The organism is Enterobacter sp. ECC_219_Taxon_10, from assembly GCF_058354905.1.
Genome location: NZ_CM178005.1, coordinates 4812784 through 4837856, shown reverse-complemented (window position 1 = coordinate 4837856; position 25073 = coordinate 4812784). Strand labels below are relative to the sequence as shown.

Genomic DNA, 25073 nt, shown 5'->3' with positions numbered 1-25073 from the left:
ATCCTTCCGCTTTTAGTTGTTCGTGATGAGGTCTAGTATTTATCTCATCAAGGCACGGTGCCTTACCTAAACAACTTAATGAAAGGGTTTATATTATGAAAAGCATCAAAACTTTTGTCGCTGTAATCGCTCTGGCTACTTCTTTCGGTTCTTTCGCTGCACAGACCGTGACCGCAACCGCGTCAACCATTGACGGCGCAGAAGCGAAAATCGCGGCTCAGGCTCAGGAAGCCGGCGCGTCATCCTACAAAATTACCCAGGCGTTCTCAGGTAACCGCGTGCATATGACCGCTGAACTGACTAAATAAGCTGTCACACCGTCGAAAGAGCGCCCCCGGGGCGCTTTTTTAGTTTATGCCCGCCACGCGCAACAGCGCCGTCACCACTGCCGCCGCTACGATCACCACAATTAACGGCATTTTGCGCCAGGCGAGAAACACCGCAAACGCCACGCCCAGCACGCGCGCCATCCCGGCGAAATGTTCTCCTTCGTAAAACGTGGTCGCCAGCGCGACGGAAAACAGCAATACCGTTGCCGCGTCCGAAAGCAGCGCCTGAGACCGTTCAGAGAGCGCCAGCCGGTTGCCCAGCTTTGCCCCGCCAAGCCGCATTAAATACGTGCCCGCAGACAAAATGGCGATGCCAAGAATAAAAAACGTCATGTTTCCCATTATTTTTTCCTCGCAGCGAGACCGAGTAACGAGAGCAGAACCGGTAAGCCCACCGGGGCAAACGGCACGGCAGCCAGTGATAATGCGGCACCGCTGCAGGCGCGGATCAGCGTGGTACGGTTTTTAAACGCAGGTACCACTAACGCCAGTAAAATCGCCGGAAATACTGCATCCAGCCCGATGGTTTCCGGGGCCGGCAGCAGTTTGCCGACCATGGCACCCAGCAGGGCGCCCACCGGCCAGATAATCGCCACGCCTAAGCCGCATAGCCAGTAAGCTGCCTTACGCTGCTCGGGCGTTTTTTGCGACAGGCCAAACACCACGCTTTCATCGTTCATGATGTGACAGCCGAGATAACTCAAACCCCGTTTACCCACCAGTTCACGCACCGTCACGCCAAACGGCACGTGGCGCGCGTTAACCAGCAAACCGGCGGCCGCTGCCGCCAGCGGATTGCCGCCGCTTGCCACAATGCCGATAAACATAAACTCCGATGCGCCCGCCAGCACGGTGAGGGAGAGGACAAACGGCACCCAGAGTGGGAAACCGTAGGCCATCGCCAGCGAGCCGTAGGACATCCCAACGACCCCAACCGCGAGGCAAACCAGGATGATTGCTTTTATCGTGTCGCCTTTCAGGCAAGAGAGAGGATTCTTCATACCATTTTAGCCATATCGAACGTATTTCCATTATAATGAACGCATCAAAACCGTTTTACAAGACGAACGATTCGTTCGTTATAGATAAGCAGAGGCCGTTTTTATGACGCAGCCAATCAGCGTGATCGCCAAAAGCCTGGTGCGAGAACGCCTGCGAACCGGGCTTTCGCTGGCGGAAATTGCCCGCCGTGCCGGGATCGCTAAATCCACGCTTTCCCAGCTGGAATCCGGCAACGGTAACCCGAGCCTGGAAACGCTGTGGTCACTGTGCGTGGCGCTGGATATTCCTTTTGCCCGCTTGCTGGAGCCGCAGCAGCCGACCACGCAGGTGATCCGCCGTGGTGAAGGCACGAAAGTGGTGGCCGGGCAGGCAAATTATGAAGCCATTTTGCTCGCCGCATGTCCACCTGGCGCGCGTCGGGATGTCTATCTTCTGATGACCCAGCCGGGTGCCGATCGTATTTCTCAGCCGCATCCTCCTGGCTCAGTAGAGCATATTATTGTGATGCAGGGGCGGGCCCTGGTCGGCCTGATCGACGCGGCGGAAGAACTCGCCGCCGGGGATTACATTTGTTACCCCGCTGACCAGCCGCATATCTTTAAGGCGCTGGAGCCGGATACGCACGCGCTGCTGGTGGCGGAACAGAACTAACAGAGATACGGAAACTCATGTCGCTTAAAGCCATTGCCAAAGAACTGGGGCTGTCTGTCACCACCGTCAGCCGCGCCCTCAACGGATATGACGACGTCTCCGCCGAGACGCGCGCCCGCGTGGAAGCGGAGGCCCAGCGCCGTGGCTACCGGCCCAATACCTTCGCCCGCCGCCTGAAGATGGGCAAAATTGACGCCGTCGGGCTGGTGTTTCCGGTTCATCCCGTTCCGCTCAATAACAGCGTATTTATGGACATGGTCGGCGAAATTAGCCACGAACTGGCGCGACATGAGATCGACTTACTGCTCATCGCCGATGACGATCTGGCGGATAAGCACAGCTACATGCGCATGGTACAAAGCCGGCGCGTCGACGCGCTGATCGTGGCGCATACGCTGGATCACGATCCGCGTCTTGAGCAGCTGCAGGCCGCCGGTTTTCCTTTCCTGGCGCTTGGGCGCAGCCACCTCCCGCAGCCGTACGCGTGGTTTGATTTTGACAATCACGCCGGTACGTACAGGGCCACCCGCTGGCTGATCGAAAAAGGACATCAGCGTATTGCCTTGCTGGGGGAGAGTAATAATCAGGCGTTCATTACCCAACGCCGTCAGGGCTATCTGGATGCACTGCGTGAGGCCGGGCTTTCCAGCGAGTGGCTGCGCGCCATGCCGCCTTCGCGCCGCGTCGGGTATGCCACCACAAAAGAGCTTCTCGCCCTGCCGCAGCCGCCCACGGCCATCATTACCGACTGCAACACCCACGGCGACGGCGCAGCAATGGCGCTGGCGCAGCTGGGGCGCTTATCTGGCGACAACGCCGTCTCGCTGGTGGTCTATGACGGCCTGCCGCAGGATAGCATCGTCGATATCGACGTGGCGGCGGTGATCCAGTCCACCCGCCAGGGCGTCGGCAAACAGATAGCCGATATGGTGCGTCAGCTGATTAACGGCGGCGATATCGAGCAGCTTCAGGTGCTCTGGCAGCCGGAATTCTCCCAGGGCCAGACGGCCTAAACCGCGCGAAATTCCAAACCCGATCACAGATCCGAAACGTTTTGGTTTGTATCCGAAACGTTTCGGATCAACACTCAAGACATCCCGATGACAGGAGATGTCTTATGCAAGATGCCATATTTCGACTTGAAAGCAGCACGGTAGACGTGGTGATAAAAACGCGCCCGTTTGCCGAAATTCTTTACTGGGGGCCACACCTTCACCACTTTTCACCGCAGGATGCTGCGACGCTCGTACGCCCCGTTGCCAACGGCAGGCTGGACGTGGACTCCCCGGTTACGCTGATGGCTGAGCTGGGGCACGGTCTGTTTGGCTCACCCGGCATTGAGGGGCACCGGCAGGGGCTGGACGGTTCCCCGGTATTCAGCACCACCGACGTACAGCAGCAGGCGCAAACCCTGACGGTAACGGCGGAAGATGAACATGCGGGCCTGCGCCTGACCAGCGAACTGGCGCTGGATGCCTGCGGCGTGCTGGTAGTGCGCCACGGCTTAACCAACCTGAAATCGCAGGCGTGGCAGGTGGACCGTTTCGCCGTCACGCTGCCGGTGGCCGAGCGCGCCCGGGAGGTGATGGCCTTCCACGGACGCTGGATCAGAGAATTTCAGCCGCACCGCGTAAAGCTCGATCACGACAGCTTTGTGATTGAAAACCGCCGGGGTAAAACCTCCCACGAACACTTCCCGGCGCTGATTGCCGGTACGCCGTCGTTCAGCGAAATGCAGGGTGACGTCTGGGGCGTGCATCTGGGCTGGAGCGGCAACCACCGCCTGCGCGCGGAAGCGAAAACCGACGGTCGCCGCTATCTGCAGGCCGAAGCGCTCTACCTGCCGGGTGAAATGACGATTGATGAAGGCGAAACGCTCTGGACGCCGCGCCTGTATGCCAGCTACTCCCCGCGTGGCCTGAACGGCATGAGCCAGCAGTTCCACCGCTACCTGCGTGACAACATTATCCGCTTCCCGGAAAACAAACCGCGCCCGGTGCACCTCAATACCTGGGAGGGGATCTACTTCAACCACGACCCGGACTACATCATGCGCATGGCGGACGAGGCCGCTGCGCTGGGCGTGGAGCGCTTTATCATCGACGACGGCTGGTTCAAGGGCCGCAACGACGACCACGCGGCGCTGGGCGACTGGTATCTGGACGATAAAAAATACCCGAACGGCCTGACGCCGGTAATCAACCACGTCAAACGGCTCGGCATGGAGTTTGGCATCTGGGTTGAGCCGGAGATGATCAACCCGGATTCCGATCTGTACCGCGCGCACCCTGACTGGGTACTGGCGCTGCCGGGCTATCCCCAGGTGACCGGACGACACCAGCTGGTGCTCAATCTCAACATCCCGGAGGCCTTTGATTACCTGGTGGAACGCATGAGCTGGCTGCTGGGCGAACATGCGGTCGACTACGTTAAGTGGGACATGAACCGCGAGCTGGTGCAGCCGGGCCACAGTGGCAAAGCTGCCGCCGATGCCCAGACCCGCCAGTTTTACCGCCTGCTGGACGTGCTGGGCGAGCGCTTCCCGCACATCGAGTTTGAATCCTGCTCCTCCGGCGGCGGGCGTATTGATTACGAGGTACTGACCCGCTGCCACCGTTTCTGGGCGTCTGATAACAACGACGCGCTGGAGCGTAACACCATCCAGCGCGGCATGAGCTACTTCTTTCCGCCGGAAGTGATGGGCGCGCATATCGGTCATCATAAATGCCACGCCACCTTTCGCCAGCACAGCATCGCTTTCCGCGGGCTGACGGCGCTGTTTGGCCATATGGGACTGGAGCTGGATCCGCTCACCGTGGACGCGCAGGAGCGCGAAGGCTATCGCCGTTACGCCGCACTACACAAGCAGTGGCGAGCGGTTATCCACACCGGTACGCAGTGGCGCATCGATATGCCGGACGCCACCACGCTGGCGCAGGGTATAGTGAGCGAAGACAAGACCCAAGGGCTGTTTATGGTCAGCCAGCTGGCGATGCCGGATTACACCCTGATGATGCCGCTGCGCATGCCGGGGCTGGACGCCCGAGCGCGGTACCGCATCACGCTGCTCGATCACCCGAATATTCAGATTACGGGTAAGGGTGGGCACACCATGCGCAGGCTGCCGGCGTGGATGGCCGCACCGCAAACGGTGAGCGGTGAATGGCTGATGCAGGCGGGCATTGCGCTGCCGATTCTGGATCCGGAAACCGCCATTCTGATTGGCGTGGAACGCGTGTAAGGGTGACGGGCCGGGCAACCGGCCCTCCGTTGAGGATAAAAATAATGAACGCAACAACCTGTACCCACAAAGACAACCCTAACTTCTGGATCTTCGGGCTGTTCTTCTTTCTCTACTTCTTCATCATGGCCACCTGCTTTCCGTTCCTGCCGATTTGGCTGTCGGACATCATCGGCCTGAACAAAACCCATACCGGGATTGTTTTCTCCTGTATCTCGCTGTCCGCCATCGCGTTCCAGCCAGTGCTGGGGGTGATTTCAGACAAGCTGGGGCTGAAAAAACACCTGCTGTGGATCATCTCGGTGCTGCTGTTTCTGTTCGCACCGTTCTTCCTGTACGTCTTCGCGCCGCTGCTGAAAGCCAATATCTGGCTGGGCGCGCTGAGCGGCGGGCTGTATATCGGCTTTGTTTTCTCGGCAGGATCGGGGGCGATTGAGGCCTACATCGAACGCGTGAGCCGCAACAGCTTCTTTGAATACGGCAAGGCGCGCATGTTTGGCTGTCTCGGCTGGGGGCTGTGCGCCTCAACGGGCGGCATCCTGTTCGGCATTGACCCGTCGTACGTCTTCTGGATGGGATCGGCGGCGGCGCTGCTACTGATGCTGCTGCTGGTGGTCGCGAAGCCAAAGCCCAACCAGACGGCGCAGGTAATGAATGCGCTGGGCGCCAACCAGCCGCAGATCACCGCCAGAACCGTCTTTAACCTGTTCCGCCAGCGCAGAATGTGGATGTTCATTCTGTACGTGATCGGCGTGGCCTGCGTGTATGACGTCTTCGACCAGCAGTTTGCCACCTTCTTCAAAACCTTCTTCGCCACGCCGCAGGAGGGGACCCGCGCCTTTGGTTTTGCTACCACTGCCGGAGAAATCTGTAACGCTATCATCATGTTCTGCTCGCCGTGGATCATTAACCGCATCGGCGCGAAAAATACGCTGCTGATCGCCGGGGTGATTATGGCGACGCGCATTATCGGCTCGTCGTTCGCCACCACCGCCGTGGAGGTGATTGCCCTGAAGATGCTGCACGCGCTGGAGGTGCCGTTCCTGCTGGTGGGCGCGTTCAAGTACATCACCGGGGTGTTTGATACTCGCCTGTCGGCCACTATCTACCTGATTGGCTTCCAGTTTGCCAAACAGTCGGCGGCAATTTTCCTCTCCGCCTTTGCCGGGAATATGTATGACCGGATCGGCTTCCAGGAGACGTATCTGATGCTGGGCTGCTTCGTGCTGGCGATTACGGTGGTGTCGGCGTTTACGCTGAGCAGCAAACGGGAGATTGCGGCGCGTAGCCATACGATTGAAGCTAGCTAGGTAAAGCGCTGCCGCTGACGCGGCAGCGAGTCTGCATTGTCAGGACGGTGTGATTATTTAATAACCGTTATTTCAGGCACAATTCCTAAAGTGTATTATGCTTGATTATATATTTTTTCTATTGATTTAAAGTAATACAATCTCAGTATTTATCATAAGTCTTTATTTTAATAAAAATTAAAATACATTTAAGGAAACCTAATCATTTAGATAATGTTTCGCTATTTTTATCATGCTTTTCCCATTTGCTTGATTTTAAAATTATAATCCTCTCCAGTTTGCTGAAGATGTATAAAAACCAATCAATTCATTTGCTAAATTCATTCGTTATGTGAATGTGTATTTTGATTTTTTTAAACCCCGCTAGACACGCATGTCATCTGTTGTATTTTGTAATAACTTTACATCTTATTTTACAGGATGTATTTTTGCCTTAGCTCATCAATTAAAAAAACATATCCCTTATATTTCTGTAAGCGGGTATCTCATGGAGAAACAATGATGAAAACTAAATTAATTGCGGCTTTTATTTTAACCGTCGGTATGAGTGGCGTTGCGTCTGCTGATAATACCGTTCGTTTTATTGGTGAAGTGAGCGATCAGACGTGTACGATCAAAATTAATGGCGCAGATTCCTATCCTGTGGTGCTGTTGCCAACCGTCAATAAAGGTTCGCTGTCCGCCGCTGGCTCCAGCGCCGGAGATACACCCTTTACTGTGACCCTCAGCGGTTGTGATGTCAGCGCAACGTCAGTGCAGAAAGACGCGGCGGCTCGCTTCGTCAGTGGCAATATTGACGGGACTAACCTGTCGAATATCGCGGCCTCCAGTCCGGCGACGAATGTTGCGATTCAGCTTCTGGAAGGCACCACCGCGCTGGACTTCACCAGCGGCGAAGCGAAAACCTCGAAGCAGTCTGTCGGGGGAGATGCGGGTTCGGATACGGTCACTTTCGATATGATTGCGCGTTATTATTCCGCAGCCGGTAATGCGACATCAGGGGCAGTAGAATCCAGCGCACAGTTTGCGGTGACCTATTTGTAAATAGCATTAAAGCGCCGTCCCGTGCGGCGCTTATTTTCATTTAATTCATGGTTAATAATATGACGTACATCAGCAGGACGCTTGTGTGGGTTGTCATTTACTTATTTTTCGCGGTTACTCCTTCAACAGCCAGTGTCATATTAAAGGGAAACAGAATTATTTATTCCGCTGCTGCGAAAGAAAAGGTTGTGGAATTTATGAATAATGGCGATACGCCCATGCTGGTCCAGGTCTGGATGGATACTAATAATCCCCAATCAACGCCAGAGACCGCCGATGCGCCGTTTATTGCCACGCCGCAAATTTTCCGCATGAATACCAATGCGGGACAGGCGCTGCGCCTTAAGTATACAGGCCAGCCGCTTCCTGACGATCGCGAGTCTCTGTTCTGGTTTAACTACCTGCAATTTCCCGCCGTCAAAGCGGTGGATACAGAACGTAACCGCCTGTCGCTGGTGGTGAAAAGCCGACTGAAAATTTTTTATCGCCCGGCAGGATTGAAAGGGGAGGCCAACCAGGCGCCTTCAGCGTTAAAGCTGATCCGACAAGGCCGTTCCCTGAGCCTGACAAACCCGACGCCCTGGCACATTAACGTACGTAACGCTGTGCTGAAGCAGGGAGAAAAAACGATCGGCATCGGGAAGCCGGTCACGCTTCCGCCCTTTGGTTCGACCCAATGGCCGCTGCCTGAGACGCAGGCGACATCCATGACGCTTTATGCCATTAACGACTACGGTACGGCCGTGGGTCATACCTTTACGCTGCCCCGTTGACGTGATGAGGTTTCTAACCGGGAGAGTGTTATGTTTCGATGTTCCCACCTCGCACCGTTGGTGGCGGTGGCGTTTCTCCGCACTGCCGACGCCTTCGCCAGTGAGGATTACTATTTTGACGCTGCGCTACTGCGCGATACTGGATTAAGTAATAGCGACATACGTCAGCTTAATCAGGACACGCTGGTTAAACCCGGCGCTTATTTGCTGGATCTCTATGTTAACGGTGTGGCTGTTGCGCGGGATGAAATCCTCTTTAGTGACGACGGGAACCGCGTCTCGCCCTGTTTTACCTGGCAGACGCTGAAGAAAACGGGGCTAAAAGCGCTGCCAAAAACAGCGGGAGCATCGTCTTGCTATCGCCCGGACGACGCTGTATTTGATGGGGTAGCGGTGAACCTCGCGATGCCGCAAATGCGCATTGATTTATCTGTGCCGCGGGCGTTGTTGAATATGCCTCCGCGCGGTAGCGTACCGGAGGAGAGTCTGGAGGCAGGTGAATCCATGCTGTTTCTGAACTATATGGCTAACCAATACCATGTAAGTCAGAAGCAGGCGGGCAACGGCGACTCGGACTCCTCTTTTCTTAACCTTAACGGCGGCATTAACCTTGGGCTGTGGCGCTACCGCGAACAGTCCTCCCTGAACTATGACACCGATGCAGGCAGCCGCTGGACAACCTCCCGTCGTTATCTTCAGCGTGCGCTTCTCCCTTTGAAGAGCGAAATCATGCTGGGTGAAGGTTATACCGATGGCCGCTTTTTCTCAGGCATGGGCTTCAGCGGCGTCCAGCTCACCTCTGATAACCGCATGCGCCCTGACTCGCAGCGCGGCTATGCGCCGGTGGTGCGCGGTATTGCCCGCACTAACGCTAAGGTAACCATCCAGCAGGGCAATACCACGCTTTATGAAACGACCGTTGCGCCAGGGGCGTTTGTTATTGATGACCTTTATCCAACCCACTATGCAGGCGATCTCAACGTTACCGTGCGCGAAGCGGACGGCAGCGAGAGTACATTTACGGTTCCGTTCTCGGCGCTGGCAGAATCATTGCGCGCCGGGCTTTTTGACTATGCCGCCACGGTGGGCCGTGCGCGGGATGTGGGAGATGATGATCTGTTCAGCGAGCTGGTCTGGCGGCAAGGCATCAGCAATGCGCTGACCTTAAACCTGGGCAATCAGCTGGCGGACGGGTATCAATCATTTATGCTGGGTGGCGTCTACAGTTCGTCGCTGGGTGCCTGGGGTATGGACGGAACGTTCTCCCGCGCTCGCCTGCTTGACGACGATTACCAGACCGGATGGATGTTCCGCCTGAACTACAGCAAATATTTCTCGCAGACTTCCACGTCGGTTGCGCTGGCGGGCTACCGCTACTCCACCCGCGGATTTGCCGAGATGTACGATGTGTTCGGTGCACGGGCGGCACGCCAGAGCAGCGAGGAGTGGCAGTCGTCCACATATCAGCAGCGTACGCGGCTGGAATTGTCGGCTAACCAATCCCTCAACGCGCTGGGGAATCTGGCCATATCGCTTTCGTCACAGGATTATCGTGATGGCAAAAGCCGCGACAAGCAGATGCAGGCGAGCTGGAACAAGACCTTCGACGGGGGAATTTCGGTGAACTTTACCGCCGCCCGCACGCGACGTGTCTCTCCTGCCAGCGGCAGCCTTTTTGCCGACACCAGCTGGCAGGCTGACACTCAAACCCTCTGGTCACTCTCCTTTTCCATACCTCTGGGCCATAACCGCTATTCTCCAACGCTGTCGCTGAGCGCCAACCGCGCTGATGATGAAAGCGGCGGTTACCAGTCGACCCTGAGTGGAATGTACGGTGAGCGTGATCCGCTGAGCTACAGCCTGAACTATGCCGCTGATGAGCACGGCGATCGCGCCGTCTGGGGGGCAAACGTACGCAAAAACTTCCCGTGGGCCAACGGCGGTGCCTCGTGGTCAACCTCCAGCACGTACTGGCAGGCATCGGCCTCAGTTCAGGGGGCGCTGGTGGCGCACCGCGGCGGTATCACGCCCGGTCCTTACCTCGGGGATACGTTTGCGTTGGTTGAGGCGCCAGGTGCCACGGGTGCACAGGTTATGGGCGGTCAGGGAGCAAGGGTGAATGCGTTTGGCTATGCGCTGGCACCGGCGCTGGTACCTTACCAGTTCAATACGGTTGGGTTAGACCCCCAGGAGATGAGTGACGATGCTGAACTGCAAACGTCCACGCAGCGTGTTGCGCCCTATGCCGGGGCGATGGTACGGCTACGCTTCGCGACGTTGCAGGGGCAGGCGATGCTGATTGCCGCTCAACGTCCGAACGGTAGCGCAATTCCAATGGGCGCGGCGGTATATGACGAATATGACAACAGCGTGGGGATGGTCGGACAGGCTAACCAAATCTATTTTCGTGCGGCCGATGAAAAAGGGCGACTGCAGGTCAGATGGGGCGACAGCGTACAGGATCGCTGTCAGATCCAGTGGCAACGTCCCACCAATTCGGAGCCGTTATCTGTCTTAAGTCTGCCCTGCCGTTAACGTCTGGAGGAATTGATGGAAAAGATTCGTATTTTACTGGCCGCGGGGTTGTGTTTGCTGAGCGCCGGGGCCAGTGCGGTCTGTCAAAAAGGCCCCGACTTCGTGAAAACAACAAACGACTCCCTGGGCGTTGGGATTGGTCTTGGCAATATCAACCTCACGTCTGTTGATATTCAGCCGGTGGGCACGGTGCTGGCGAGCACGGTGTTTAATTTCTCAGATAACGCGCTCTATAAAGGCCCCGACAGCGTCTTGTATGTGTGTGATATCTCCGATGCAAACAACATCTATGAAGTTATCGCAACCAATGGTGACGATCGCAGCGGGGGATACTGGGATATGGGCATGGCTGACGGTAATCCCAATGTGTACGGCACATGGTTTAACTACGTTGGCCTGCGTTTAACTCACGTCAATTCCGGGACGGTGTTTACCCGCAACTATCAGCGGATCCCAATGACCCGTTATGCCGTATCGGCAGACGGTAAAAAGATAAATATTCGGGTTAAAGATTTTAGCCCGATCCGTGCTGATGCCATTCGCGTCAGCGCCATTACCCCTGCTTCAGGCGCACCGAGCAGCTACTGCGGGACGCCGAAAAGCAGCGGCAGCTATTCCGCCTGTAATCAGCCCAATGGTTATGTCGCATTTTGTTCGCCTGGCAGTGGGAACATTGCTTATTGCGATACCGGCGACTCGGCGTTTATCTATACCGGCTGGTGGTACGATAACTGGATGGCGATGAACATGGGCACGGCGCCTGCTTCCACGCTTACCACCACTGCGACCTGCGTGGCGAAAAACGTTACGCCGGTGGTGGTTTTCCCGACGATCTCACGGGCGGAACTGGAAAACGGTCAGCAGGCCCGCTCGCCGTTTACCGTGAGCGTGCGGTGTGAAAACACGGCGGTGAGCGGTGTCGCCACCTCGCAAACGGCGCTTGGGCTACAAGTTTCTTATGCCAGCTATCAGGCCGCGCAAACGCTCGGGCTGGTGAACAGCAGCGGCGGAGTGAGCCATCTGCTGTCCGAGAATTACGGGCAGAGCGATATCGCCAGCGGGGTCGGCATTCAGATTGCCAATGCAAGCGACGGCGTACTCCGCCAGTTTCTCGGCTGGGATCGCTGTTCAACGGCCGGCGGATGCGCCACGGGTAACAGCGGCGGCTGGTATCCGGTACGCGCCGGCGCCACTCTGGTATCGAACCGTAATGGCGTGAGTGAATATCTGATTAACTTCAATGCTTTTCTGACGCGCTTACCGGGAAGGCAGGTTACACCTGGCCGGGTGGATGCGCGTGCCTACGTCTGGGTAAAAGTGCAATGATGCGGATTCTCCTCCTGATGTTTTGCCTTTGCCTGTCCGCCTCTTCTTCTGCGGGGCTGGTAGCCGCTGCTACGCGGGTCATTTTCCATGAAGGGGAAACGCAAAAGAGCCTGATGCTGGTGAACGCCAATGCCTGGCCTGTGGTGGTGCAAAGCTGGGTAGATCACGGCGATGTAAACGCCGCGCCGGGCAGCGTAAAAACCCCCTTTGTTGCTATTCCGGCGGTATTTCGCCTGTCTCCACAAGGTGGGCAGGGGCTGCGGCTGGTCTACAATAACATGCCGTTACCTGCTGACAGGGAGTCCGTCTTTTGGCTCAATCTGTATGAAATCCCTCCGGTTACGCAGCAGGAGCAAAGCATGGTGCTAACCATGAACACACAAATGAAAATTTTCTGGCGCCCGCGCGGGTTAGGGAAGCCGGACACGGCGCTAAAACAGCTAACGTTTCGTCTGGAGGGTGGCGTTCTTCTCTGTCATAACGCCTCGCCCTATTTTGTCTCGTTTGCTGAACTCGCGCTGGAATCATCAGGCTCGCTGCTTCGCGCGCGGCAACAGCCCGATATGATGGTTGCCCCGTTTAGCGAGAAACGTTATCCGCTGGAGCCGGGGGCGCACCATCGGGTTGAAACGGTGCAGGCGGACATCATCGACGACAGCGGGAATCGCGAAATACATCGCTATCCCGTGCAGTAAACATTGGTGAAACTATCACGCCAGATAAAACACCTCTTCCAGACTGGCACTCACCGGGCTGTTGTCCGGGTTCGACGGCATTACATCATGCATGTGTTTCCACCAGCGCTGGCAGACGTCGGTATTCGCGACCGCGTTCCAGCGCTCCTCTGATTCAATCTCTACGGTGGCAAACAGCAGGCTACGTTCTCTGTCGAGATAAATGGCATAGTGGTGCGCGCCGTGGTCCTTCAGTGCCGCTTCCAGCTCGGGCCAGATGGGGTTGTGGCGACGCGCGTACTCCTCGTGCGCGTCCGGGTTTACCTGCATGACAAAGGCTTTACGGATCATAATGCCTCCAGATATAGCTCGCGAACCTCGTCGCGGCTGGCTGTGCGCGGGTTGCATGGCGCGCACGGGTCGGCGAGGGCTTTATCCAGCCAGCCTTCGATATCGGCTTCTGTGACGCCAAGCTGGCTGAAGCCGGACGGAATACCGACGCGGGCGCTCAGGTCGCGAATCGCCTGAATCGCTGACAGGCTGGCCGCTTCGTCGCTCATGCCGCGCGTGTCGACGCCCATCGCCTGCGCCACGCGAGCAAACCGTGCCACGGCGTTCGGGCGATTAAAGCTTTCGACGATCGGCAGCAGGATGGCGTTGCACACGCCGTGCGGCAGATTGTGCGTCGCGCCCGGCTGATGCGCCAGGGCATGCACGAGGCCGAGACCAGCGCTGTTAAACGCCATGCCCGCCAGATACTGACCAAATGCCATCTGCTCGCGCGCGTCCAGGTTATGACCGTCGTCGACCGCTTTGGGCAGCCAGAGGCTTATCAGGCGAATCGCTTCCAGCGCGTTGGCATCGGTTAGCGGGTGCGCGCCAACGGACACATAGGCTTCAATGGCGTGCGTTAACGCATCCATCCCCGTTGCGGCGGTGACAGATGCAGGAATATCCAGCATGACGCTGGCATCATTCACGGCGATATCCGGGATGATGTTCGGGTCGATGATCACTTCTTTCACCTGACGTGCGGAGTCAATAATCACCGCGTTGCTGGTCATCTCCGCCGCCGTGCCTGCGGTGGTGTTGATCGCCACCAGCGGCACGCCCGGGTTTTTCACCTTGCCGACGCCGGAATAATCGGTGGACGGACCCGGATTGGCGGTGAGGATTTTAATGGCCTTGGCGGTATCAATTGGGCTGCCGCCGCCGAAGGCGATGAGATAATCACACGCGGCTTCCCGGTAGGCCGCGAATCCCTTCTGTACCAGCGCTTCCGTTGGGTTGGGGAAGACCGCGTCAAACAGCTGATATGACATCTGGTGCGCATCCAGCGCGGTAAACAGACTGTCCAGCAGACCCAGCTTCACCAGCTGGCCATCGGTGACAATCAGCGCTTTGCCCCACTCTTTGCTCGCCATCAGCTTGACCATGTCGCCAATAGCGCCCGCGCCGTGCAGGCTGATTTTTGGAAGTGCCAACATAAAGCTCATGATAATTCTCCTTAACTATCGCCCGTACCGTCCGGCCAGCGAGGGTTTATGCGTATATTTCCAGCGCTGACCGTAGCGGGGTCACGCCGAAGCGCTTGCCTAGCGCAATAAGCTCTTCGCGGGTAATGGTTTGCTTCATACCGCCCATGGAATAAACCTTCACCAGCACTTCCGCTGATTTCTCGGCGGTGTCGATCAGACCGAAGGTTTCATCCAGCGTTGGACCGCTGCCGAAGACACCGTGGAACGGCCACAGCACCAGCGAATGTTTTTGCATATCTCTGGCGGTCGCCTGGCCGATCTCGTCGGTACCCGGCACCATCCACGGCAGAATGCCCACGCCGTCCGGGAAGACCACCAGACACTCGGTGCTGCCTTCCCACAGCTTGCGGGTGATGAAGTCAGAGCTGTTTTCCAGCACGTAGGTCAGGGCAATCAGGTTGGTGGCGTGGCAGTGCATGATCACGCGGTCTTTGCCGTTAGTCGCCTTGATGCGCTCGCAGTGGGAGAGGAAGTGCGCTGGCAGTTCGGAGGTGGGCACCGCCTCGTCGGTCAGGCCCCACAGAATGTGGTAGCCCGCGCCGTCGCTGTCCACTTTCACCACGCCGAGGTTGGCCTGCGGGTCGAGCTGAACGTTGCGGAAGAACTTGCCGGAGCCGGTGACGATAAACGGCGTGTTGGCGAGCAGCGGCATCGGCTGACTCAGCGCAATATAGCGCGGCTTCTGGTGGAAATCGGCCGCGAACGGTTCGATATCCGCGTCGTCCAGGCGCAGCGTCAGGTTGCCACCGTTGCGCTCGTCCCAGCCCTTCAGCCAGGCGTCGGAGGTGGCTTTGATCATGCCCTGGACGAACCAGGAGTGGGTGATAGTCTGCATAGTCTTTATTTTCCAGTTATCGCGGTGAGAGTTTCCCCTCACCCTAACCCTCTCCCCAAAGGGGCGAGGGGATGGTTTGCTCCCTCTCCCCTTTGGGGAGAGGGCAGGGGTGAGGGGCCAGCTACCCGCGCTGACTCAACACGTCTTTCTCATACGCCCGCACGTTTTCCAGCCACTGGCTGCCTGCCGGCACGTCGTTACGCTGGCAGTACATCTCCCAAACGGCCTGCCACGGCAGGGATTTTTGCTCTTCCAGCAGCGCCAGGCGCGCGGTGTAGTCGCCGTTTGCTTCCAGCTGTTTCAGCGCCGCGGTTGGCTCCAGCAGCGCGCGCAGCAGGGCTTTTTTCATATTCCGGGTGCCGATCACCCATGCCGCGATGCGGTTGATGGAGGCATCAAAGAAGTCGAGGCCAATGTGCACGCGGTCGAAGAGGTCATGACGGATGATTTCGCTGGCAATCGCCTGGGTTTCGTCATCCAGCAGCACCACGTGGTCGCTGTCCCAGCGCACCGGACGGCTGACGTGCAGCAGCAGGCGCGGCACGAAGAGCATGGCGGCGGAGATTTTGTCGGAGATCACCTCGGTCGGGTGGAAGTGACCGGCATCCAGACACAGCGCGGTCTGGCGGCTGGTGGCGTAACCCATGTAGAACTCATTCGAGCCGACGGTATAGCTCTCCGCGCCAATGCCGAACAGCTTGCTCTCCACCGCATCGATGTGGTGTGCCGGATCCAGTTTTTCGCTGATGGCCTCATCCAGCGCGGCCAGCAGACGCTGACGCGGGGCCAGGCGGTCGACGGTGATGTCTTTCATGCCGTCCGGGATCCAGATGTTCATCACTGACGGCGTGCCAAGCTGTTCACCAAAATAAGCCGAGACGCGGCGGCTGGCCTTCACGTGGTCGATCCAGAACTGACGGATTTCATCGTTGGCATGGGAGAGGGTAAAGCCGTCCGCGCTGAGCGGGTGCGAGAAGCAGGAGGGGTTGAAGTCCAGGCCCAGCCGGTTGGCTTTTGCCCATTCCACCCAGTTTTTAAAGTGTTCCGGTTTAATCGCGTTACGCGCCACTGGCGCGTCGGACTCCAGATAGATCGCGTGCAGGTTCAGGCGTTTTGGCCCCGGGATCAGGCTCAGTGCCAGCTCCAGGTCTGCACGCAGTTCGGTGGCGTTGCGCGCTTTACCCGGGTAGTTACCCGTCGCCTGGATGCCACCCGTCAGGGAACCGACCGGGTTCTCGAAGCCAGCGACGTCATCGCCCTGCCAGCAGTGCATGGAGACAGGCAGACGGTCGAGCTGGTGCAGCGCTGCTTCGACATCCACGCCAACGGCGGCGAAACGCTGTTTAGCCAGATCCCAGGCTTGTTCAAGTTGAGTGGTCATGCGCAAAGCTCCTTAGTCAGTCGTTTTTGCTGAAACTGCGCCCGGTAGCGGGCAATTTCATGGCAGGGGTTAGGGATGAAAGTAGTCAGGCGGGTATTCGCGGTGACCACCGAACGGAATTCATCGACGTCTGAAAGTTCGTCCAGGGCCATCAGCTGAATACCGATGTTGCCGAGCGTCGAGGCCTCCACCGGACCCGCCACCACGGTGATGCCGCAGGCATCGGCGCAGAGCTGGTTCAGCAACTGGTTCTGGCTGCCGCCGCCCACGATATGCAACTGGCTGAACGGTTTGCCGCGCAGGCTTGCCAGCTCGTTCAGAACATCCGCGTAGAGCAGGGCGAGGCTGTCAAAAATACAGCGCGCCAGCTCGGCAGGACGGGACGGGACCGGCTGTCCGGTCTCGAAACAGGCGGCCTGGATTTCGGCGCTCATATGCACCGGGTTAATAAAGCGGTCGTCATTCGGGTTGATCAGGAACGTACATGCCTGCAGCTTTTCGGTTTCGGCGATAAGCGCCGGCAGGTCGGAAATATGCTGTTCTTTCAGCATTCGCTGGAGCAGCCAGAGTCCCATGATGTTCTTCAGCACGCGGTAGCGCCCTTCGGCACCGCCTTCATTAGTGATGTTCGCCGTCATTGCGGCGTCGCTGGTGTATGGCGTTTTGCTCTCAAAGCCCATCAGCGACCAGGTGCCGGAAGAGAGGTAGGCCGCGTCTTTGCTGGCCAACGGGGATGCAATCACCGCGCTGGCGGTATCGTGACTGGCGACGGCGACAACAGGGATGGCGTTCCCCTGCGGGCAGAGCCACTGCCCGATCGCATTACCCGGATGGGTCGGCGTGCCGAACCAGGAAGGTGAGGCACCCGTCCAGGCCAGCAGGTGTTCATCCCAGCTATCGGTGTTGATGTTGACCAGCTGCGTGGTGGTGGCGTTGGTGTATTCCCAGTTCATGTTGCCGGTCAGCCGGTAGCTTAAGTAGTCCGGGACGAGCAGTGCATGCGCCACCTTTTTGACCAGCTCCGGCTGCTGCTCAACCAGCGCGCGCAGCTGATACAGCGTGTTAAACGGCAGAAACTGAATGCCGCTGCGGCCATAGATGTTGTGTTTGCCAAGCTGGGCTATGGCCTGTGCCATCAGCCCGTCGGTGCGGCTGTCTCGATACGAGACGGGCAGGCCGATGCGTTCGCCGTGGCTGTCGAGCAGAACGTAGTCCACGCCCCAGGTATCAATGCCGATGCTGTCGATGCGTATGCCGTCATTGCAGACGTTGTTCAGCCCGGTGCGGATCCCCGCTTCCAGGGCATCAATATCCCAGGTATCAAAACCGTCCTGTTTTTGCAGGCAGTTGGCGAAACGGTGCATTTCGCGAAGCGTGAGTGTGCGCTTGCCGCAGTCCCAGGTGGCGAGCATTACGCGGCCGCTGGATGCGCCTAAATCGACAGCTACACAATGGCGAAAAGTCATGATCAGGTCCCTTCTTAAGTCATTGGTGCTGAGTGTAAAAAAGGGAAGAAAAGGCCACCTTCTCGTCACTGACAGCACGAATCTCGCGCTGGCAAGGAAGCAAAGATGAACGTGAGGGAGTTCACAATTTCCAGGGAGGGCGGGGTTTTAGGGCAATGTGACGCTGACCGCATTTCCCGATTTTTCCGTCTGTTTCTTGAAAAACGGACAGTCTTTGCGACGTTTGCTGTCAAAAATTTAAGGTGAGTGTGGAAGGCCTTAATTACTATTTTGAGAACTTTTCTCATTGGTGGGGGCCGCTATGACCGTACTGCACAGCGTCGATTTTTTCCCGTCGGGAACATCTCCGATCGCGATTGAGCCACGGCTCCCGCAGGCCGCGTTTCCTGAACATCATCATGATTTTCATGAAATTGTGATTGTCGAGCATGGGACAGGCATTCATGTCTTCAACGGCCAGCCATACACCATCAGCGGCGGTATGGTGTGCTTCGTGCGCGATCGCGACAGGCATTTGTATGAACATACCGACAACCTGTGTCTGACCAACGTGCTCTATCGTTCGCCGGACGCGTTCCAGTTTCTGTCGGGATTGAACAAGCTACTGCCCCAGGAGCAGGATGGACACTACCCGTCTCACTGGCGAGTGAATCAGTCCACGTTGCAGCAGGTGCGCCAGCTGGTGAATCAAATGGAGCAGAGCGAGGACGGGCAGGAGACCCATGCCATTGCCACCCGCGAGCTGCTGTTTATGCAGCTGCTGGTGCTGTTGCGTCGCAGCAGCCTGGTGGAAGGGCTGGCAAATAACGACGCGCGGCTGAACCAACTGATGGCCTGGCTGGAGGACCATTTCGCCGAGGACGTGTGCTGGGAAACGCTGGCGGATAATTTTTCGCTGTCGTTGCGTACGCTCCATCGTCAGCTCAAGCAGCACACCGGGCTCACGCCGCAGCGCTACCTCAACCGCCTGCGCCTGATTAAAGCGCGTCACCTTTTACGTCACACCGACGAAAGCGTCACGGATATCGCGTATCGCTGCGGTTTCGGCGACAGTAATCACTTTTCGACCCTTTTTCGTCGCGAGTTTAGCTGGTCGCCGCGCGATATCCGTCAGGGGAAGGATGCTTCAATCCAGTAACGCGAAGGCAATCACCGTTTTATTGCCGCAAAATGGCTAATAATGTCCGGTTATTCACCGTAGAGGTTGTGGTGTGGCCGCTCAGTTAATTCTTCGCAAAGATGATTTTTTTGCCTCCGCGAGTCAGGCCGTCGCGGTGGCCGACCGCTACCCGCAAAATGTCTTTGCCGAGCATACCCACGAGTTTTGCGAACTGGTGCTCGTTTGGCGCGGCAACGGCTTACACATCCTCAACGACCGGCCCTACCGCATCACGCGTGGCGATCTGTTTTACATCCGCGGCGAAGACAAACACGCTTACGCCTCGGTTAACGATCTGGTTTTGCAGAACGTTATCTACTGCCCGGACAGGCTCAAACTGAATGTTGACTGGGCGGCTCATATCCCCGGTTTTCTCAATGCCAGAGGCGAACCCCACTGGCGCTTAAGCAGCAACGGCATGGCTCAGGTGCGCCAGACGATCTCCCAGCTGGAGCAGGAGAGCCAAAAGCACGATTCTGTGGCAAACCCGATGGCGGAGCTGCTTTTCGCCCAGTTGGTCATGACCCTTAAACGCCATCGTTATGCCACCGACAACCCCTCCGCGACCGCCCAGGAAGCGCTGCTGGACAAGCTGATCGCCCGGCTTGCGGGTAGCCTGAACAAAAGTTTCATGCTGGAAAAGTTCTGCGAGCAGGAGCAGTGCAGCGAGCGCGCACTGCGCCAGCAGTTCCGCACCCAGACGGGGATGACGGTGAACCACTACCTGCGCCAGCTGCGCATCTGCCACGCCCAGTATTTGTTGCAGCATACGGAGCTGATGGTCAGTGAAGTGGCGATGCGCTGCGGATTTGAGGACAGTAATTACTTTTCGGTGGTGTTTAATCGCGAGGTGGGGATGACGCCGGTTCAGTGGCGTCATCGCAGTCGAAAGGCAGCGTAATCAGTTCGCCATGCCGAGGCCGACAATGTTAGCGGCGATGATGATCACCACGCAGCCCAGGCTCAGAACGCCCACCGGACGACGCCCGGCGTTATTCCACTCTTTCAGCACCAGCCCAACCAGCCCGCCGCACAGCACGTAGAAGCTCATGTGCAGCATCCAGCTTATGTAGTCGTACTGTGGCGGAATGCTGGCGTGACCCCAGGCGTAGAAAAAGAACTGCAGATACCACATGAGGCCGCCCAGCATCGAAAGCAGCACGTTGGTGATAATTAAGGATTTTGCCAGCGAGAAATCCGCTTTTACTGACAGATCCTTCACTTTTGCCAGACGAATGAAGCAGAAGCCAAGGTTTACCAACGCGCCGCCGCCCATGATGACCACGTAGCTTGGCAGCGCCACGTACAGCGGGTCGACGCCCAGCGCGGCGGCCGCTTCGTGCATGGGTTTTGCGGCGTTCATGGCGAACGACATGCCCGCCGAGAAGATGCCGCACATCACTGCCAGCAGCAGCCCTTTCTTCAGGTTAAAGTCTTCGGCTTTGATGCCCATCTTGCGCTCTTTCAGCTGACCCGCTCGGGTGACGATACCCACGCCGATTACCGCGACAAGCACGCCCAGCAACGTCATCTGCCCACCTTTGGTGTTGATCAACACGTCGACATTACCGTTAAGAATGGGCGTCATCAGCGTGCCGACGATCAGCGTAATGCCAATCGCGATGCCGATACCCATCGACATTCCGAGGTAGCGCATGGTCAGGCCGTAGTTAATGTTGCCGATGCCCCACATCGCGCCGAACAGAAACACCGGCAGCAGGGTGGAAGCACTGAAGGAGGTGAAGTAGCCCCAGAAATCCGGGAGCAGCATGGCGCTAATGGTCCATGGCAAAATCAGCCAGGACACGGTACCGCCAACCGACCACATGGTTTCCCACGACCACCCTTTCACCTTTTTGAACGGGGCATAGAAACAGGCTGCACTGGCTGCGCCTATCAAATGCCAGAAGATACCCATCGTTATCGCATGATTCATTTTACGTCCTCATCGTTTTTATAGCCGGTGGCCTCCCCCCGACTTGATGAGTGTAAAAATTAGGCGGTTCAGGAACCTTCAGAAGGTTGCCGCACTTTGGTTTTGGATGGCAATCAGCGCGTTAACCTGGTGAGCAGACTCACAATTTTGCGTTTAGGCAAAACCTAAATAACCTTATAAAAACTACGGCATTGATAATCATTTTCAATATCATTTAATTAACTATAATGAACCAACTGCTTACGCGGCATTAACAGCTGTGCCGCCCGACAATAATGGAGAGGATTATGAGTTATACACTGCCATCCCTGCCGTATGCCTACGACGCACTGGAACCGCATTTCGACAAGCAGACGATGGAAATCCATCACACTAAACACCACCAGACCTATGTGAACAACGCGAACGCCGCGCTGGAAAGCCTGCCAGAGTTCGCTAACCTGCCTGTTGAAGAGCTGATTACCAAACTGGACCAGCTGCCAGCAGACAAGAAAACCGTGCTGCGTAACAACGCTGGCGGTCACGCTAACCACAGCCTGTTCTGGAAAGGCCTGAAAACCGGCACCACCCTGCAGGGCGACCTGAAAGCGGCTATCGAGCGCGACTTCGGTTCCGTTGACAACTTCAAAGCGGAATTCGAAAAAGCCGCTGCGACCCGTTTCGGCTCTGGCTGGGCGTGGCTGGTTCTGAAAGGCGACAAGCTGGCGGTAGTGTCTACTGCTAACCAGGACTCCCCGCTGATGGGTGAAGCGATCTCTGGCGCATCCGGCTTCCCAATCCTGGGTCTGGACGTATGGGAACACGCTTACTACCTGAAGTTCCAGAACCGTCGCCCTGACTACATCAAAGCGTTCTGGGATGTGGTGAACTGGGACGAAGCAGCAGCGCGTTTCGCCGCTAAAAAATAAGGTTGCATTGACGCCTGTGAGAAGCGAGTCTTATGACTCGCTTTTTTTGTATCTGCGTAATGGAGGCAGCAATGCATTACCCGGTGAACGTGTTTACAGGCAAGGTCAGGGAGTACGACGGCAGCCGCCCGAGCGCCATCGCCAAAGTGCAGGTCGACGGTGAACTGACGTTAACCGATCTCGGTCTGGCGGGTGACGAACAGGCCGAAAAGAAAATCCATGGCGGGCCCGAGCGCGCGCTGTGCCACTATCCGCGCGAGCACTATCAGCACTGGAAAACCGAGTTCCCCGAGCAGGCGGACCTCTTCGTTGCGCCCGCGTTTGGCGAAAATCTCTCGACCGAAGGGCTGACGGAGAAGAACGTCTTTATCGGCGATATCTACCGCTGGGGCGATGCCTTGATTCAGGTGACGCAGCCACGCTCGCCGTGCTTCAAGCTCAACTACCATTTCAGGATTCAGGATATGTCGGCCCAGCTGCAAAACGCGGGTAAAACCGGCTGGCTGTACCGCGTGGTGCTGGCTGGGCAGGTTTCTGCGGACGCGCCGCTTGAGCTGGCGTCGCGCCTGAGCGATGTGTCTGTTTATGACGCCTGCGCTATTGCCTGGCATATGCCGTTTGACGACGAGCAGTATCACCGCCTGCTGTCGGCTGCGGGGTTATCAACCAGCTGGACCAGAACGATGCAGAAGCGGCGCTTAAGCGGCAAGATCGAGGATAATTCGCGGAGATTGTGGGGAAAGTAGGCCGGGTAAGGCGAAGCCGCCACCCGGCACTAACAGCTACGAACGCTTATACAATGGTAGCCACAGCGTTAACCGTAGCCCACCCAGGGGGCTGTCGTCGGCTTTCACCCAGCCACGGTGCTGCTGCATGGCGGTTTCAACAATCGCCAGACCCAGCCCCGTGCCGCCAGACTCGCGGTCACGCGCTTCGTCGGTGCGGTAGAATGGACGGAAAATCTGCTCGCGATCTTCCGGGCTGACGCCAGGGCCGTCGTCATCGACAATGACGGTAATCCCGTCTTTATCCACCGAAAACGCCACTTCAATCTTCGTATGCGAGTAGCGCAGGGCGTTACGCACGATATTCTCCAGCGCGCTTTCCAGCGTGTTGGGGTTACCGTACAGCGGCCACGGGCCCGGCGGGAAGTTGACGGTGAACGATTTACCCATCTGTTCAGCTTCGAACGCCGCGTTGTCCAGCACCTCATGCCACAGGTGATTGGCTTTCACCGTTTCGCTCACCAGTGCGTTTTTCTGCTGGTTGCGCGACATCACTAGCAGATCGTTGATCATGCTGTCCAGACGATGGGCTTCCGTCTCAATACGCTCCAGCTCTTTGCTTTCCCCGCTGCGGCGGCGCAGCAGCGCGGTGCCCAGCTGCAAGCGCGTAAGCGGGGTGCGCAGCTCGTGCGAGATATCCGACAGCAGCCGCTGCTGGGCGGTCATCATGCGATCCAGCGCGCTCACCATCTGGTTGAAACTGGTTCCTGCGGCCAGGAACTCCTGCGGCCCGGATTCCAGCTCAGGATGCTGCCGCAGGTTACCCTGCGCCACTTCATCGGCGGCGTTTTTCAGCTTACGCGCCGGTTTTGCCAGGCTCCACGCCAGCCATAGCAGCAGCGGGGAACTGACCAGCATCGTGACAATCAGCAGCAGAAGCGGACGGTCAAACAGCAGGTTGATGAAGTCGGACTGGGAACTGCTCGCGGGGCGAATCAGATAGAGCTGGTAGTTGTCTTCCCCATCCCGTACCGAGAAAGGACCGACCATCTCTACCCGACCATATTTCTTCTTCTGTGGGTGATCGGCGTTATCCGCCTGGCCAATAAAGTTGCGGATGATCTGCATTTCATTGCGATCGGCTCCAATCACGCGGCCTTCGCTGGTGACCAGCAAAAGACGTTGTCCGGGAGGCGCCCACTTATCGATAGCGCGAAAAAGCCTGCGCCACCACATCAAATCGTTCGGCGGATCGTTTGCCAGCTCCGCTTCCACGTGCTGTTCGATCATCACGCCCTGACGTTGCTCGCTGTCGAGAAGCTCCGTCATCTGGCGTGAGTCGAGTTTTGGCAACATCAAAACGAGCATTAAAACCAGTGCCAGCGTCAGCCAGAAGATGGCGAAGATGCGGGCGGTTAAGCTGCCTATCATGAAGCGGAAACCATCAGATAACCGCGACCACGCAGGGTTTTAAACCATGGGTGACCGTCTTTACGCTCCGGCAGCTTGCGGCGCAGGTTAGAGATGTGCATGTCGATGGCGCGGTCAAACGGGGTAAGGCGTTTGCCCAGCACTTCCTGACTTAAATGTTCACGCGATACCACCTGGCCGAGATGCTGTGCCAGCAGATACAGCAGGGTGAACTCGGTGCCGGTCAGCTCCAGCGTCTGGCCGTCGAAGCTCGCTTCCTGGCGGCCCGGGTTCAGGCTCAGGGAGTCCACTTCCAGCGTTGGCGAGCTGTTGTCGGTATTTTGCTGCTGCTCGCTCCAGTGGGAACGGCGCAGGATAGCGCGAATACGGGCCACCAGTTCACGGTCGTTGAACGGCTTCGGTAAATAGTCATCCGCACCCAGCTCAAGGCCGAGAACGCGGTCAAGTTCGCTGCCGCGCGCGGTCAGCATGATTACAGGCGTCTGGTGTGTCTGGCGAAGCTCTTTCAGCGTATCAATACCGTTTTTCTTCGGCATCATTACGTCGAGCAAAAGTAGATCGATGCTGTCGTCAAGGAGACTCAGCGCCTGCTCGCCATCATGGGCAACCAGGACGTTGAAACCTTCCATGTCGAGCAACTCCTTTAAAAGGGATGTGAGCTCTCGGTCATCATCAACTAACAGGATTTTATTCATTGTTTAAATACCTCCGAGGCAGAAATTACGACATCAAGGCTATCTAATCCATGACTTTACGTTGTTTTACACCCCCTGACGCATGTTTGCAGCCTGAATCGTAGACTGTCTCTC

24 protein-coding genes are annotated in these 25073 nt (G+C 57.2%); 14 read left to right on the top strand and 10 right to left on the bottom strand.

The window, feature by feature from the left end:
- Positions 1–95: 95 nt before the first annotated feature.
- Positions 96–308 carry a YdgH/BhsA/McbA family protein gene (locus AC4ICF_RS22970; RefSeq protein WP_023309747.1) on the top strand — a complete coding sequence of 71 codons (213 nt, stop codon included), beginning with the start codon at positions 96–98 and terminating at the stop codon, positions 306–308.
- A gap of 39 nt (positions 309–347) precedes the next feature.
- Here AC4ICF_RS22970 and AC4ICF_RS22965 read toward each other — a convergent pair whose 3' ends face one another.
- Positions 348–671 carry an AzlD domain-containing protein gene (locus AC4ICF_RS22965; RefSeq protein WP_116343751.1) on the bottom strand — a complete coding sequence of 108 codons (324 nt, stop codon included), beginning with the start codon at positions 669–671 and terminating at the stop codon, positions 348–350.
- Positions 671–1330, bottom strand: a complete 660-nt coding sequence (locus tag AC4ICF_RS22960; protein WP_116343752.1) for an AzlC family ABC transporter permease — start codon at positions 1328–1330, stop codon at positions 671–673. The genes AC4ICF_RS22965 and AC4ICF_RS22960 overlap by 1 nt, the downstream gene beginning before the upstream one ends.
- A gap of 103 nt (positions 1331–1433) precedes the next feature.
- Here AC4ICF_RS22960 and AC4ICF_RS22955 point away from each other — a divergent pair, with 103 nt between their 5' ends.
- From AC4ICF_RS22955 to AC4ICF_RS22915, 9 genes are all read left to right on the top strand, one after another.
- Positions 1434–1982 (top strand): helix-turn-helix domain-containing protein, encoded by a 549-nt coding sequence (locus AC4ICF_RS22955; protein WP_116343753.1) that lies wholly within the window; start codon positions 1434–1436, stop codon positions 1980–1982.
- Between the two features lie 17 nt (positions 1983–1999).
- Complete coding sequence (locus tag AC4ICF_RS22950) at positions 2000–2995, top strand: LacI family DNA-binding transcriptional regulator (RefSeq protein ID WP_233003664.1); 996 nt, start codon at positions 2000–2002, stop codon at positions 2993–2995.
- A 104-nt stretch (positions 2996–3099) separates the two neighbouring features.
- Positions 3100–5223: an alpha-galactosidase gene (locus AC4ICF_RS22945; protein WP_316380698.1), complete on the top strand. Its 2124-nt coding sequence runs from the start codon at positions 3100–3102 to the stop codon at positions 5221–5223.
- A 44-nt stretch (positions 5224–5267) separates the two neighbouring features.
- Positions 5268–6533 (top strand): MFS transporter, encoded by a 1266-nt coding sequence (locus tag AC4ICF_RS22940; protein ID WP_316380699.1) that lies wholly within the window; start codon positions 5268–5270, stop codon positions 6531–6533.
- Positions 6534–7031: 498 nt separating this feature from the next.
- Positions 7032–7577 (top strand): fimbrial protein, encoded by a 546-nt coding sequence (locus AC4ICF_RS22935; RefSeq protein WP_316380700.1) that lies wholly within the window; start codon positions 7032–7034, stop codon positions 7575–7577.
- A 47-nt stretch (positions 7578–7624) separates the two neighbouring features.
- Positions 7625–8350 carry a fimbrial biogenesis chaperone gene (locus tag AC4ICF_RS22930; RefSeq protein WP_439209988.1) on the top strand — a complete coding sequence of 242 codons (726 nt, stop codon included), beginning with the start codon at positions 7625–7627 and terminating at the stop codon, positions 8348–8350.
- 30 nt (positions 8351–8380) lie between these two features.
- On the top strand, positions 8381–10885 hold the full coding sequence (locus tag AC4ICF_RS22925; protein WP_316380702.1) for a fimbria/pilus outer membrane usher protein: 2505 nt from the start codon (positions 8381–8383) through the stop codon (positions 10883–10885).
- A 15-nt stretch (positions 10886–10900) separates the two neighbouring features.
- The gene (locus AC4ICF_RS22920) at positions 10901–12211 is read left to right on the top strand and encodes a fimbrial protein (RefSeq protein WP_316380703.1); all 1311 of its coding nucleotides are present in this window, start codon (positions 10901–10903) and stop codon (positions 12209–12211) included.
- On the top strand, positions 12208–12906 hold the full coding sequence (locus AC4ICF_RS22915; protein ID WP_316380704.1) for a fimbrial biogenesis chaperone: 699 nt from the start codon (positions 12208–12210) through the stop codon (positions 12904–12906). Before AC4ICF_RS22920 ends, AC4ICF_RS22915 begins: the two co-directional genes overlap by 4 nt.
- 15 nt (positions 12907–12921) lie before the next feature.
- On the opposite strand, the gene rhaM is transcribed toward AC4ICF_RS22915, so the two are convergent.
- From rhaM to rhaB, 5 genes are all read right to left on the bottom strand, one after another.
- Entirely contained in the window at positions 12922–13236 is a 315-nt protein-coding gene (gene rhaM / locus AC4ICF_RS22910; RefSeq protein ID WP_316380705.1) for an L-rhamnose mutarotase, read from the bottom strand.
- Complete coding sequence (gene fucO, locus AC4ICF_RS22905) at positions 13233–14381, bottom strand: lactaldehyde reductase (protein WP_316380706.1); 1149 nt, start codon at positions 14379–14381, stop codon at positions 13233–13235. Before fucO ends, rhaM begins: the two co-directional genes overlap by 4 nt.
- A 46-nt stretch (positions 14382–14427) precedes the next feature.
- On the bottom strand, positions 14428–15258 hold the full coding sequence (gene rhaD, locus AC4ICF_RS22900; protein WP_316380707.1) for a rhamnulose-1-phosphate aldolase: 831 nt from the start codon (positions 15256–15258) through the stop codon (positions 14428–14430).
- Positions 15259–15379: 121 nt separating this feature from the next.
- Entirely contained in the window at positions 15380–16639 is a 1260-nt protein-coding gene (gene rhaA, locus AC4ICF_RS22895) for an L-rhamnose isomerase (protein WP_316380708.1), read from the bottom strand.
- Positions 16636–18105 carry a rhamnulokinase gene (rhaB, locus tag AC4ICF_RS22890; RefSeq protein ID WP_316380709.1) on the bottom strand — a complete coding sequence of 490 codons (1470 nt, stop codon included), beginning with the start codon at positions 18103–18105 and terminating at the stop codon, positions 16636–16638. The genes rhaA and rhaB overlap by 4 nt, the downstream gene beginning before the upstream one ends.
- Before the next feature lie 301 nt (positions 18106–18406).
- Between rhaB and rhaS the strand changes: the two genes are divergently transcribed.
- On the top strand, positions 18407–19243 hold the full coding sequence (rhaS, locus tag AC4ICF_RS22885; protein ID WP_316380710.1) for an HTH-type transcriptional activator RhaS: 837 nt from the start codon (positions 18407–18409) through the stop codon (positions 19241–19243).
- A gap of 73 nt (positions 19244–19316) precedes the next feature.
- Positions 19317–20165 carry an HTH-type transcriptional activator RhaR gene (rhaR, locus tag AC4ICF_RS22880; protein WP_116343763.1) on the top strand — a complete coding sequence of 283 codons (849 nt, stop codon included), beginning with the start codon at positions 19317–19319 and terminating at the stop codon, positions 20163–20165.
- On the opposite strand, the gene rhaT is transcribed toward rhaR, so the two are convergent.
- On the bottom strand, positions 20166–21200 hold the full coding sequence (rhaT, locus tag AC4ICF_RS22875) for an L-rhamnose/proton symporter RhaT (protein WP_023309733.1): 1035 nt from the start codon (positions 21198–21200) through the stop codon (positions 20166–20168).
- A gap of 287 nt (positions 21201–21487) precedes the next feature.
- Between rhaT and sodA the strand changes: the two genes are divergently transcribed.
- Positions 21488–22108, top strand: coding sequence for a superoxide dismutase [Mn] (gene sodA, locus AC4ICF_RS22870; protein WP_003861999.1), 621 nt, complete (start codon positions 21488–21490; stop codon positions 22106–22108).
- A 71-nt stretch (positions 22109–22179) separates the two neighbouring features.
- The gene (gene yiiM, locus AC4ICF_RS22865; protein ID WP_316380711.1) at positions 22180–22854 is read left to right on the top strand and encodes a 6-hydroxyaminopurine reductase; all 675 of its coding nucleotides are present in this window, start codon (positions 22180–22182) and stop codon (positions 22852–22854) included.
- Positions 22855–22890: 36 nt separating this feature from the next.
- Here the strand turns inward: yiiM and cpxA are convergent, their stop codons facing one another.
- Together cpxA and cpxR are read right to left on the bottom strand one after the other, a co-directional pair.
- A complete protein-coding gene (cpxA, locus tag AC4ICF_RS22860; RefSeq protein ID WP_015569937.1) occupies positions 22891–24264 on the bottom strand; it encodes an envelope stress sensor histidine kinase CpxA in 1374 nt (457 codons plus the stop codon).
- Positions 24261–24959, bottom strand: coding sequence for an envelope stress response regulator transcription factor CpxR (gene cpxR / locus AC4ICF_RS22855; protein ID WP_006179159.1), 699 nt, complete (start codon positions 24957–24959; stop codon positions 24261–24263). Before cpxR ends, cpxA begins: the two co-directional genes overlap by 4 nt.
- Positions 24960–25073: the final 114 nt, after the last annotated feature.